Raw genomic sequence first — 12,108 nt, 5'->3', positions numbered from 1 at the left:
GATTGGCCAAAGCAACACATAGGGGTATGGATCATGGCCACAAACGAACCGGAAGCAGAGAAGGGGCCAGAAGGGCAGCCCGGCGGCGTGCAGTCCGTTGATCGTGCCCTGCAAATCCTGGAAATCCTTGCCCGCGACGGGCACGCGGGCGTGAGTGAAATCGCCGAGGAAATGGGCGTCCACAAGTCCACCGTTTTCCGATTGCTGGGATCACTCGTCAGCCGGGAAATGGTTTATCAGAACAGTGACCGCGGGAAGTACCGGCTGGGCTTCGGTATCCTCCGCCTGGCTACTTCCATCCCGGCACGGCTCAGCCTTGTCCGGGAGGCACGGCCCATCTTGGAGAGCCTCGCCGAGGAATCCAAGGAAACCGTCAATCTGGCGGTCCTGCGGTCCAATTACGCGGTTAACGTCGACCAGGCTTTGGGGCCCTCCACGCTGGCGACACACGACTGGGTAGGCGGGCTGACGCCGCTGCACGCCACGTCCAGCGGCAAGGTCCTCCTGGCTGCGCTGCCTGCAGAGGAGCGTGACCGGATCATCAAGGTAACCGGATTGCCTGCCAGGACGCCAAAGACCATCACCAACCGTGATGACTTGGAAAAGCAGCTGCTGGACGTAGCCCACAAGGGTTACGCCGAAACGCATGAGGAACTCGAAATCGGGCTGAACGCCATCGCGGTGCCGGTGTACAACCACCTCGGCACGGTGATCGGAGCCGTGAGTATTTCCGGTCCGGCGTTCCGCTTCGAACCGGAAAAAGTCCCAGGACTGGTCGAAGTGCTGCGCGCAGCTGGGCTCCGGATCAGCGCGAAGATGGGCTACACCCGGCGGTAACCCTCGGCCTTGGCGACGCGGAGGACTCCCGGCGGAGGACTCCCGCAAAGGGACCTCCACTACTAACAAAACTGGGATTTAAAGAAAGAGCCGCTGAGGCTACTGGTGACTCTGCACCAGTAGCCTCAGCGGCTCAGCAGTTTTGGCTCGGGTTCTCTTCTCGGGAGACGCCCGTTATTTAAGCCACGCGGCAACCTTGTCAGGGTTCGCGTCGATCCATTTCTTCGCGGCCGCATCGGCGCTCATATTGTCGCGGGCAATGTATCCGGCCACCGTGTTCTGGTCCTGGTTGGTCCACTTGAAATTCTTGAGGAGCGAATACGCGGGACTGCCGGAATTGGCGAATTTGGTGGAGGCGATCTTGTTGAGGTCGTACTTCGGGTAGTCGCACGCGACCTTGGCCGCATCGGCGTCGCAGCCCTCCGTGTACGCCGGTAGGTTGACCTTCACGAGCGGGACCTCGGCCAAGAACCATTGCGGCTCGTAGAAGTAGCCAATGAGCGGGGTCTTGTTCTGCTCGGCCTGGCGGAACGCCTGGATGAGCGCAGGCTCGCTGCCGGCGTAGACGACCTTGAAGTTCAGGCCGAGGTTCTTCACGAGGGCGTCGTCGTTGGTCACGAACGAGGGGTCGCCGTCGAGCAGCTGGCCCTGGCCTCCGGACTCGGAGGTCTTGAACAGGTCGGCGTACTTGTTGAGGTTCTTGGAGTCGGTGATGTCCGGGTACTGCTTGGCCATCCATGGCGGCACGTACCAGCCGATCACGCCGGTGTTGCCCGTGGGTCCGGCGTCGACGGCGGTCTTCTGTTGCTTGATGTACTTCTCGGTCAGGTCCGGGTGGCCCCAGTTCTCCAGAACGGTGTCCACATCGCCGCTGCCGAAGCCCTGCCAAGCGACTTCTTCCTTGAGGGTCTTGTAGTTGACGGTGCAGCCGAGCTTCTCCTTGGCCACAGTGCCCACCACGTGGGCGTCCGCTTCGTACCCGACCCACGGATTCACAGCGATGTTGAACGTGCCGCAGTTACTCTTGCTGCCGCCGCCTGAGGCTGAGGCTCCGATATCGCCGCCGCAGGCTGTCAGCCCAAGAACCGCTGAGATGGCGAGTGCGGCAAGCGTGCTCTTCCCCGCCCTTGAGGCAAGGTATCTTGATGGTTTTTTCACAGTATTCCTTTGTTGGGGGTCTGCCGAACGGGCAGTTATGGAAGGCTGCCGAACGGGCTGTTATTGGGGGGCTGCCCAACGGGCAGTTATCGGGGGCTGCCCAACGGGCAGTTATCGGGGGCTGCCGAAACGGGCAGCCGCGTGCTGGGTGATGCGGTCGAGCATGACGCCGAGGGCAGTGATCGCGATGCCGGCGGCGAGCCCCTTGCCGAAGAGTTGACTCTGCGAGAAGCCGGCTACGACGAGGTACCCTAGGCCCCCACCACCGACGAGTCCCCCTACGACAACCATCGAAAGGACGTAGAGCAGGCCCTGGTTCGCGGCGAGGACCACGGCTGAGCGGGCCATGGGAAGCTGGACCTTCGAGACCATCTGCCACGGGGTGGTGCCCATCGATTCCGTTGCCTCAATGGTGACCGGGGAGACGCCGCGTATACCGTCCGCGACGAGCTTCGTGGCGATCGGCACACCGTAAGCGAACGCGGCGACGATAGCTGTGAACCGCGTGGGGCCAAAAAGGGCGAGCGCTGGCACGAGGTAGACGAACGACGGAATTGTCTGAAAGGCATCGAGCACAGGGCGGATGACCGAGTCGGCAAGCTTGTTTCGGCCCATCCAGACGCCCAGGCAGATAGCCACGAGCACCACTACGGCCGTTGCCACGAGTGTGGTGGCGAGCGTCTTCATGCTCTCGTTCCACAGGCCTGTGCCGAGGATAACCGCCTCGCAGGCTAGGGTGATGACGGCGGCCCGTCGACCGGCGAGCACAAAGGCGAGACCAAGCAGGACAAGCCCTGTGGCCCACCACGGAGACTGTGCAAGGAGGGACTCCAGAGGGTTGACGAGCAGGGCCGTCACCGATTCCTTGAGCCATCCTGTGAGGCCGGCGAAGGTGCCCACGAACCAGGATGTGAGGGACGATACCGCCTTGCCCAGCGGGCCCCCAAGGTCGGGCGACGACGGGAACTTCGCGAAAGCCAGGAAGTTGTGCGAGAGGTAGATCGCCGCCGCGGTAACTACGGCGCCCGCGAGGATGATCATCCTGCGCCGCCGCTGGCCGCCGAGGATGCCGTTCCGGCTGGCTCCGGATCCACGCTGGATGCGCGCAGCGATGCTCGAGCGTTCAGATGCGGCTGTTGTGGTGCGGTCCAGCATGATGGCCATGAGAACGATGGCAAGGCCGGAGACGAAGGCAGAGCCGACGTCGAGGGACTGCAGCGCCTGCACCACGGGGATGCCGAGGCCGGGGCCGTTGATGAGAGCGGAAATGGTCGCCATGGAAAGCGCAGCCATAGTGCACTGGTTGATGCCAACAACGATCGTGCGGCGAGCCATGGGTAGCTGCGCTTTCGCCAGCGTCTGCCATGAGGTGCTGCCCATGGACGTTACTGCTTCAAGCGTGGTCGGAGAAACGGTCCGGATGCCGTGCTCGGTGATGCGCACAAGAGGCGGGAGCGCGTAAATGATCGTCGCGACGATCGCCACCGCTGGCCCGATGCCGAACACCAGCGCGAGCGGCGCAAGGTAAGCGAAGGACGGTAGCGTCTGCATGACATCCAGCACGGGCGTGACGGCGGCCGATGCTCGGCGGCTTCGCGACATCCAGATACCCAGTGGGAGCCCGACGACGGTACTGAGGCCAACTGCGACGAACGTCACGATGAGCGTGTCGATGCTCTCCCGCCAGTACCCGAAGAAGCCGAAGAGCAGCACGAACACCCCGACCAGGAGCATCGAGCGTACCCCGGCGAAGGCGAACGCGAGCCAGACGAGCAGCACAACTAGCCCGAGCCACCCGACTTCCGGAACCGGCCGCCCGGCCGAGGCTTGGCTAAACAGGTGCTGAAGGAACGTCACCAGCCCATTGATTCCGTCCGTAATCGGCTGGACGACGTAGGCGAAGAACGGCGAATCGTTCCGGGCCGCGTCGAAGCTGTTCCGCACGTTGTTGAGCCAGAGATGGACTTCGGTCTTGTCAGCTCCGCCTAGCTCGAGTGTCTGGGTTCCTCTCTGGGCGGCCCAGAGGACGAGCCAGAAGGCTGCCAAGCCTGCAATAGCCAGGCTGCGCCAGTTTCGGCGGAGGAATCCAGGTGCTGTATTCCCGGCGGAAACCACAGGCGGGGTGGTGGGGGGTCGCCGGCGCGGAGGTTCGGAAGGCTCCTCGCCGGACCGTCGACGGCGGTCGGCCCGTTCTGTTGCGATGCTCACGACGCACCGCCAGAGTTGGACGCCGGGGACGACTCTTCGGCGACGACAACGCGCAGGATGTCGTCGTCGTCGACCAGTCCGAGGAACTGCTCGCCGTCGTAAACCCGCACTGGCATCGCCGAGCGCAGGACTTGCTGGGCAGCGTCCCGCACGATGCGGTTGGCCTGCATCACCGGCCCATCGAGTGGCTCACCGTGGCGAGGCGGGCGCACCACGTAACGCAGCGTTAGGACGTGCGAGCGGGGAACCTCGGAGACGAAGTCACGCACGTAGTCGTCCACAGGGTTAGCCACTACGTCGGCCGGAGTGCCGACCTGGACGATCTCACCGTCACGCATGATGAGGATTCGATCGCCAAGCTTGAGCGCCTCCTGCAGGTCGTGAGTGATGAAGACCATCGTCTTCCCTACTTCCTCATGCAGCCGGACGACCTCATTCTGCATGTCACGGCGGATCAGGGGGTCCAGCGCAGAGAACGGCTCGTCGAAGAGCAAGACCTCTGGATCCACAGCGAGTGCGCGCGCCAGGCCGACGCGCTGCTGCATTCCGCCCGACAGCTGGTCCGGGAACGAATTCTCGTAGCCGGAGAGCCCTACGAGGTCCACCATGTCCTGGGCCCGTGTGAGGCGCTTGGACTTCCCCTCGCCGCGGACTTCCAGGCCGTAGGCGACGTTGTCGATCACCTTGCGGTGCGGCAGAAGGCCGAACTGCTGGAAGACCATTGCCATGTGGTTCCGGCGGAGGGACCTCAGCCTGGCCTTGCTCGCCCGGGTGACCTCCTCACCGTTGATCGTGACGCTCCCGGCTGTCGGTTCGATGAGCCGCGTGAGGAGGCGCACCAGGGTCGACTTGCCTGAGCCGGAGAGGCCCATGACGACGAAGACTTCGCCAGGGGCCACCTCGAAGGAAACGTCCTTGACTGCGGCGAGGCAGCCTGTCTTCTGCTGAAGGTCCTTGCGCGAGAGCTGGGCGTCCGGTGTGCCCATGATCTTGTCGGCCTTCTGGCCGAAGATCTTCCAAAGGCCGTCGACCTTGAGCGCGCTCTCTTTCGCATTAGCGCTGAGGGTCACGTTCCCCACCGTGTGGGTGGTCATGATGACCACCTCTTTCCTGTTCCCCCAACTTCGATGGATCTCAAGTGCATGGCTGTCATGCTCTGCTCCTAGGCAAGGCCGTCGACGCTGATCCGCGGCGGCGTGTTTGGTACTTCGTCGGATTCGTGAAGGTAGACGTCGCCGGTCGCGTGCCTGTCGCCCTCTTCGGTGTCGAAGAGCGCGACCGGCGGACAAGTCTCAAGCCGCGTTGCATCCCCCTGGGCAGCAGCTGAAGCGGAAGGCGGATGGGAGACATCGGCTTGCCCCACGACGGTTTCCGTTCAGCCGTGCTGACTGACGGGGACGACGTCGCCGATTTTTTCGTTGACCCAGTCGTGGAAGGCGCCGATGTGGTGTTCGCTGGGGACCAGGACACCGCCCTTGGCGTAGATCTTGGAGCCCATGGCGGGCTGGCAGCGTTCGCAGGCGTCGAAGTCCTGCTGGTTGACCCGGTGGAACAGTTCCACGGAGGCGCTGACGTCCTTGCCGGATTCCACCACGGACGGCAGGTAGAGCCAGTCGCATTCGACGATGGTGTGGTCCGCGGCCAGCGGGAACATCCGGTGGATGATCACGTGGTCCGGGACCAGGTTCACGAACACGGTGGGCTTGATGGTGATCGCGTAGTAGCGGCGGTCCTGGTCCTCGGACACGCCGGGGATGACGTCCAGGCCCTCGGAACCGTCCACGGTGAAGCCCTTGATGTTCTCGCCGAACTCCGCGCCGTGGCCTACGAAGTACTGCGCGGCCAGCCCGTCGGCAAACTCCGGCAGCACCTCGGTCAGTTCCGGGTGGATCGTGGCGCAGTGGTAGCACTCCATGAAGTTCTCGATGATGAGCTTCCAGTTGGCCTTCACGTCGTACTTGATCCGCCGGCCCACGGACAGGTTGGCCACGTCATACCCGTCGATTTTGTGCACGTCCCCGAGGCGTTCCTCGATCGCGCCCATCACTTCCTCCTCGAAGGAGGGCGGTTCCTCGGCCAGGCACACCCACACGTAGCCCAGGTACTCGCGGACGGGCACCTTGACCAGGCCGTACTCGTCCCGGTCGATGTCCGGCATCTTGGTCAGGTTCGGCGCTGCGATCAGCTTGCCCTCGAAATCATAGGTCCAGGCGTGGTACGGGCACTGGAAGGAACGGGCCGCTTCGCCCTGCTCCTCCATGCACAGCTTCACCCCGCGGTGCCGACAGATGTTGTAAAACGCCCGGATCTGACCCTTTCGGGTGCGGGAAATCAGCACTGATTCCCTGCCGATCTGCACCGTCTTCCACGACCCGGCCTTCTCCAGGTCCGAAGAGCGGATCGCGCAGAACCACATCTGCTCGAAAATACGCTCCTGCTCGGCCCGGAACACCCCCTCGTCCACATACGTGGACCCCGGCAGCGTCGGAATCAGGCTCGGCGTGGTCACCATCTCTGCAGTCAAAACATCCTCCTAGAACAACAAAGCTCGGAAAAGAAGAAACTCAAAAAGGGTTCAGGGACCGGGGTTTGTGTACGCATCAGTCCCCTCACTGCCTCTGCGCTTAGTGCCCGACGGCGGCACTCGCCACTGTGGCTGCCGGTGAGGCCAGGCTGCGGCGCCACTTAGTGAAGAGCCGGGGCTGGTTCATGCCCAGGACCGCCACCGGGGTCTCGCCGCGGTAGTACACGGCCAGGAAGCTGTGATCCTGCGGGTCGCCGGCCTCGATCTCCAGCCGGTCGTGCCCGGCGGTGTGCCCGGCGAACTGGATCTTCACCCCGTGCTGGTCCGACCAGAAGTAGGGCGCCTTCAGCGGCTGCTGCGGAGCGTCGTCATCCAGCAATACCTGCACCGCCAGCGCCGCGCGCTCCAGCGCGCCGGTCCAGTGCTCAATCCTGTGGTGCGTCCCGACGGCGGCATCGAACCAGGCGGCGCAGTCCCCCACCGCCACAACACCCGGAACATTCGTGCGGCCCATCGAGTCGCACAGGACACCATTGCCGAGCTCCAGGCCTGAGTCACCAAGCCACTCGATGTTGGGCTGCGCGCCAATACCAACCACTACGACGTCGGTGGCAAACTCCCTGCCGTCGGCCAAGCGGAGGCCGGTAACTTGTCCGTCGGCGCCATGGAATTCTTCGACAACTGCGTCAGAAATCAGTTCAACCCCGTTGACTGCGTGGAGCCGGGCAACGATCTCCCCCATTTCGTCACCAAGCTGGACGGCGAACGGCACCGGGGTGTTGTTGATCATGGTGACTTCCATGCCCCGGGACGCAGCAGCGGAAGCAACCTCGGCACCTATGAAACCTGCCCCGATCACCGCCATGCGGCCGCCGGCCACAAGCTTCGGGGCCAGGCCCTGAGCATCGGCGATGGTGCGGAGGTAAAAAACATTGTCTCGGTCGGCCAGGGCCGGGAGCTGACGCGCACGCGCTCCCGTGGCGATGACAACTCCGTCGGCGGTGACGTTTTGGCCATCGTGCAAGGTGATCGTCTTTGTGGCCGCGTCAAAACCGACGGCACCGCCGCCTAGGAGCCACTCCGCATGCAGCCCGTCGTCGTCCGACTCCAGGAAGAGGTCTTCGGCCGTGATTGCGCCCAACAGAAAGTCCTTGGAGAGCGGCGGCCGGTCATAGGGACGGTGATGCTCATCGCCAATGATGACCAACCGTCCCGCAAATCCTTGGGCGCGGGCAGCCCGGGCCGCCGAAAGTCCGGCGAGGGAGGCTCCCACGATCGCAAGCGTCTGCATAAATCAACCCATTTCTAATTGCTTGCTACGCAACAACAATCACGATATGCAACAGAGTGACGCACACCACGTGCAATGTCAAGGATGTGCAAACAATGAGAAAAACCTTGACTTTGCCGGTGAGCTAGAGCACTCTGTTGCTTACCGCGAAATCTGTTGATTGTGACGGAACGCCGAGATTAGCTCAGCCAACGTCCGCAAAATTGATCCCTGAACGAGTCATTGATGGCGAAATCATGGTTAGCGAATCCGACAAAGAGCCCAGCCTTCCTCCGAGGCTGACCCGCGTGGACGCCCCGCTAGCTCATGACTTCAATCAAAAGGAAGCACGTATGGCTATAAACAGTGACGTCAAACCCACGCCGGAGAAACGCCCGCCAGCAGGCAACGGCCCCGATGACCTAAGAACAACAGCACTTGCCTCAGACGAGGCGATCGAAACTATCGTTGCCATTCCCGAAGACGAAACCGCAAACACCCTTCAGGATGCTGAGGAGTATGAGCAGATCCTGCAGGAGCTGCGGTTGACCCGGACGGAGCACGCGGTTTCGCAGCGGCGGAATCGGATGTTGTCCCTGGACAAGGTGACTTTCGGGATCACGGGCGCCATCGCCCTGGCCTTCGTGGTCTGGGGCTTCATGGGCCGGGACAGCCTGTCCGAGACGTCCAAGGGCGTGCTGAACTGGGTGATGGAGTACACCGGCTGGCTCTTTATGGTGCTGGCCTCGTTGTTTGTGGTCTTCGTGCTATGGCTCGCAATGGGCAAGTTCGGCAACATCCCGCTGGGCAAGGACGGCGAAAAACCCGAATACCGCACGGTGTCCTGGGTCGCGATGATGTTCGCCGCCGGAATGGGCATTGGCCTCATGTTCTACGGCGTCGCCGAACCCCTCTACCACTACATCTCCCCGCCGCCTGGCACCGTGGACGGCCACACCCCGGCCGCCATCCAGACCGCGATGGCAACCTCCATCTTCCACTGGACCCTGCACCCCTGGGCGATGTATGCCGTCGTCGGCATTGCCATGGCCTACGGCAGCTACCGCCTGGGCCGGCGCCAGCTGATTTCCGTGGCCTTCACCTCGCTCTTCGGCATCCGCACCGTCGAGGGACCGGTCGGCAAAATCATCAACATCCTGGCCATCTTCGCCACCCTCTTTGGCACGGCCGCCTCCCTGGGCCTGGGCGCCCTGCAGATCGGCTCCGGCATGACCTCCAATGGCTGGGTGGGTGAAATCGGCACTCCCGTCTTGGTCGTCATCGTCGCTGTGCTCACCTTCTGCTTCGTCGCCTCCGCCGTCTCCGGCATCAGCCGCGGCATCCAATGGCTCTCCAACATCAACATGGTTCTGGCCGTCGTGCTCGCCCTCATCGTCTTCGTAGCCGGGCCCACCCTCTTCATCCTCAACCTCATCCCCGCCGCCGTGGGCGACTACGTCCGCGACTTGGCTGAAATGTCCACCCGCACCGAAGCCATCGGCGACGAAGCCCTCCGCGCCTGGATGTCCTCCTGGACCATCTTCTACTGGGCCTGGTGGATCTCCTGGACCCCCTTCGTGGGCCTCTTCATCGCCCGCATCAGCCGCGGGCGCACAATCCGCCAGTTTGTCACCGGCGTCCTCCTGGTTCCGTCCATCGTTTCCGTCATCTGGTTCGGCATCTTCGGTGGCACCGCCTTCCACATCCAGGAGGAAGCGGACAAGACTGGCGCCCTGGGCCTGCTCACTATGACTAACGGCACCCCCACCGTGAACTTCGACGGCGCCCTCTTCGACCTCGTCAAGAACCTGAACATCCCCACCTGGGGAATTGCCGCCGTCATAGTCCTGGCTATGGTCCTGGTCGCGATCTTCTTCATCACCGGAGCGGACGCTGCCTCCATCGTCATGGGCTCCCTGTCCTCCAACGGAGCCGAAGACCCACGCCGCGGCGTCGTGATCTTCTGGGGCGCCCTCACCGGGGCCGTTGCAGCCGTTATGCTCCTCGCGGGCGGCGACGAACCCTCCGAAGCGCTCTCCGGCCTACAACGCATAACCATCGTCGTCGCCCTGCCCTTCGTCATCGTTATGCTTCTGCTCTGCGTCGCCCTCACGAAGGACCTCCGCCGGGATCCCCTCTCCCTCCGTCGGCGCCTTGCCGACACCGTCGTCGAGCGCGCCATCAGAACCGGCGTCGAACAACACGGCGGCACGCAATTCAACCTCGTCACCAAACATGAATGCGACCAAAACTGCCCCGAGGGGGCACCCTGCCCAGGCAAGCAAAACATCACCTAGGCAATACTGAATAAGCGGGTGGTCCCGACACTCATCAAAGTGTCGGGACCACCCGCTTTTTGTTTTGGCAGCGTCCACTTTCCGGAACGGCGCCTTGCTTTCCAGCGCTAAGCCCGTCTAGGGTGTGATGGCGATCACTCATGCAGAGGGTGTCCCATTCAGCAACCGAGGAGCACGTCAATGTCGACCATCTCCGATGCATGGCTTCCCTACGTCCGCCACACGCTTGCCGCAGACACCGTAGAGCTGCTGCAGTCGGGGGCGGACTTTATGCACTGCGGCGAGCCCATGCACACCATCGGCGGTGAAGTCAGCAGCATCCAGACGCCGATGTCCACCGAGACCGACCCCACTGATCGGTCGTTCGACATTTACCTTCAGACCCGAGTCCTGCGCTGTGCCTGCGGCTTCCAAATGGAAATCCCGGACTAGCGCAGCCGCCTGGGGCCAATAGACCGACTCGCCCAAGCGCCCGACAACGGGAGACAACGACGGCGGAACCACACGCCGTCGTCGTCTCCCGTTTGGCCTTCATCGCCTTGCAAAGGCGACGGCCGGCAGCGGAAGGACTTATTCCCCAAAACGGGTGACTGCACGGCGATCGCAGTCCTACAATCAAGGCGTCACGGACAGGCTGAGGGGGCCGGATGGATCACGAGCGCACGTGCCTAATCATCGAAGACGACGATGACATCGGCGGGCTCATCAAACTAGTCCTGTCCAAGCTGGGACTCGAGCCGCACGTAGCCACGAGCGGCGCGGAGGGCCTGCGCCTGGTTCCCGCGATCGATCCGGCACTCATCACCCTTGATCTGGGCCTCCCCGATTCCGACGGCGCCATGCTCATCCACGCACTCAAAAACGTTTCGAAAGCCCCCGTAATTGTGGTCAGCGCCCGCCCCGTCCACCTTCCCACCAGCACTCGTACCGCCGCAGTCGCCGACGCTTACGTGGAGAAGCCCTTCAGCCCCCGCGAATTGCGAGCGGTGGCCAGCGCTTTGCTCGACCCCGGCGGCACTCCCCCGCTGCCAACGACGCTCCGGGCCACCGGCTAAACCTCCTTCGACCATCCGGGTACCTGCCAGTTTTGGTACAGATCAGTCCCCTCATAAGCGCGTTTAAGGGTACGAACTGTCGTGACTTGGCCCGGCGGTGGTGGACTGCTGGCACCCTTCGGGATACCTTTGTGCGCATACCTCGCTGAAGTAGTCCGGCGTCCCTCCATGCAGGAGTTGCCATGGCTGCGCCCAGAATTAGCACAACGTCCCGCTTCCATTCGCCGCGAGACCCAGGGTCCGATTCTCAAGCACCCGAGCCCCGTGCGCCCGCGTCGCAAACCCTTGCGGTCCATGCGCCAGCCATGCATTCGACGCTGGGGCATCCCACGCGCGAGCGTAATTCCACGCGGGAGCGCTCTGCTTCGCGGGAGCGTTCCACTTCGCGGTCGGGCGCCCGCGCCCGCCCGCCTCGTGCTGCGACTTTGGGCAAAGACACCGCGGTGGCGGTTGAGGCAGACGCGCTCGACGGCGGACCCGCAACCCAGGTGGTCCGGTTCTCCTTGGATGGGGTCCAGTACGAGATCGCCTTGAACGACGCTAATGCCGATCGTCTTCGCCAGGCGTTGGAACCGTACGTAGCCACCGGGCGGAAGCTGCGGGCACACAAGAAGAAGCCGGATCCGCGGAGCCTGGACGCTGCCACGGCAAAGGCAGTGCGGGAGTGGGCCTCGGCCCAAGGGATAAGAGTGAGCCCGCGCGGCCGGGTTCGCTACGACGTCGTCGATAGGTTCCTGGCGCACGCGGGCGAGTGACTGC

At 63.3% G+C, this 12,108-nt stretch carries 11 protein-coding genes; 5 read left to right on the top strand and 6 right to left on the bottom strand.

Annotated elements, in window-relative coordinates; all coding sequences use genetic code 11:
• Positions 1-33: 33 nt before the first annotated feature.
• The gene (locus LD110_RS17180; RefSeq protein ID WP_225500400.1) at positions 34-837 is read left to right on the top strand and encodes an IclR family transcriptional regulator; all 804 of its coding nucleotides are present in this window, start codon (positions 34-36) and stop codon (positions 835-837) included.
• 174 nt (positions 838-1,011) lie between these two features.
• On the opposite strand, the gene LD110_RS17175 is transcribed toward LD110_RS17180, so the two are convergent.
• The 6 genes from LD110_RS17175 to LD110_RS17150 form a co-directional block, all read right to left on the bottom strand.
• On the bottom strand, positions 1,012-1,995 hold the full coding sequence (locus tag LD110_RS17175) for an ABC transporter substrate-binding protein (RefSeq protein WP_225500399.1): 984 nt from the start codon (positions 1,993-1,995) through the stop codon (positions 1,012-1,014).
• A 111-nt stretch (positions 1,996-2,106) separates the two neighbouring features.
• Positions 2,107-4,203 (bottom strand): proline/glycine betaine ABC transporter permease, encoded by a 2,097-nt coding sequence (locus LD110_RS17170; protein ID WP_225500397.1) that lies wholly within the window; start codon positions 4,201-4,203, stop codon positions 2,107-2,109.
• Complete coding sequence (locus LD110_RS17165; protein ID WP_225500395.1) at positions 4,200-5,297, bottom strand: glycine betaine/L-proline ABC transporter ATP-binding protein; 1,098 nt, start codon at positions 5,295-5,297, stop codon at positions 4,200-4,202. Before LD110_RS17165 ends, LD110_RS17170 begins: the two co-directional genes overlap by 4 nt.
• Before the next feature lie 68 nt (positions 5,298-5,365).
• Positions 5,366-5,566 (bottom strand): hypothetical protein, encoded by a 201-nt coding sequence (locus tag LD110_RS17160; RefSeq protein ID WP_225500393.1) that lies wholly within the window; start codon positions 5,564-5,566, stop codon positions 5,366-5,368.
• 12 nt (positions 5,567-5,578) lie between these two features.
• Positions 5,579-6,715, bottom strand: coding sequence for an aromatic ring-hydroxylating dioxygenase subunit alpha (locus tag LD110_RS17155; protein ID WP_374200358.1), 1,137 nt, complete (start codon positions 6,713-6,715; stop codon positions 5,579-5,581).
• Between the two features lie 112 nt (positions 6,716-6,827).
• Positions 6,828-8,018 (bottom strand): NAD(P)/FAD-dependent oxidoreductase, encoded by a 1,191-nt coding sequence (locus tag LD110_RS17150; protein WP_225500389.1) that lies wholly within the window; start codon positions 8,016-8,018, stop codon positions 6,828-6,830.
• Positions 8,019-8,350: 332 nt separating this feature from the next.
• Here LD110_RS17150 and LD110_RS17145 point away from each other — a divergent pair, with 332 nt between their 5' ends.
• The 4 genes from LD110_RS17145 (at position 8,351) to LD110_RS17130 (ending at position 12,104) form a co-directional block, all read left to right on the top strand.
• On the top strand, positions 8,351-10,294 hold the full coding sequence (locus LD110_RS17145; RefSeq protein WP_225500387.1) for a BCCT family transporter: 1,944 nt from the start codon (positions 8,351-8,353) through the stop codon (positions 10,292-10,294).
• 180 nt (positions 10,295-10,474) lie between these two features.
• Complete coding sequence (locus tag LD110_RS17140) at positions 10,475-10,726, top strand: hypothetical protein (protein WP_225500385.1); 252 nt, start codon at positions 10,475-10,477, stop codon at positions 10,724-10,726.
• 215 nt (positions 10,727-10,941) lie between these two features.
• A complete protein-coding gene (locus tag LD110_RS17135; protein ID WP_225500383.1) occupies positions 10,942-11,349 on the top strand; it encodes a response regulator transcription factor in 408 nt (135 codons plus the stop codon).
• 443 nt (positions 11,350-11,792) lie between these two features.
• Positions 11,793-12,104, top strand: a complete 312-nt coding sequence (locus tag LD110_RS17130; protein WP_225500381.1) for an Lsr2 family protein — start codon at positions 11,793-11,795, stop codon at positions 12,102-12,104.
• Positions 12,105-12,108: the final 4 nt, after the last annotated feature.

It is taken from the genome of Arthrobacter sp. M4 (assembly GCF_020251205.1).
In the GTDB taxonomy this organism is placed as follows: Bacteria; Actinomycetota; Actinomycetes; order Actinomycetales; family Micrococcaceae; genus Arthrobacter.
The sequence above is the reverse complement of the archived record's forward strand: the minus strand, read 5'-3'. Positions and strand labels throughout refer to the sequence as shown.

Excerpts from the sequence above, each read along its gene's own strand:
- LD110_RS17180 (WP_225500400.1), top strand. The coding sequence starts at position 34 with ATGGCCACAAACGAACCGGAAGCAGAGAAGGGGCCAGAAGGGCAGCCC.
- LD110_RS17135 (WP_225500383.1), top strand. The coding sequence starts at position 10,942 with ATGGATCACGAGCGCACGTGCCTAATCATCGAAGACGACGATGACATC.
- LD110_RS17165 (WP_225500395.1), bottom strand. The coding sequence starts at position 5,297 with ATGACCACCCACACGGTGGGGAACGTGACCCTCAGCGCTAATGCGAAA.
- LD110_RS17155 (WP_374200358.1), bottom strand. The coding sequence starts at position 6,715 with ATGGTGACCACGCCGAGCCTGATTCCGACGCTGCCGGGGTCCACGTAT.
- LD110_RS17145 (WP_225500387.1), top strand. The coding sequence starts at position 8,351 with ATGGCTATAAACAGTGACGTCAAACCCACGCCGGAGAAACGCCCGCCA.
- LD110_RS17150 (WP_225500389.1), bottom strand. The coding sequence starts at position 8,018 with ATGCAGACGCTTGCGATCGTGGGAGCCTCCCTCGCCGGACTTTCGGCG.
- LD110_RS17140 (WP_225500385.1), top strand. The coding sequence starts at position 10,475 with ATGTCGACCATCTCCGATGCATGGCTTCCCTACGTCCGCCACACGCTT.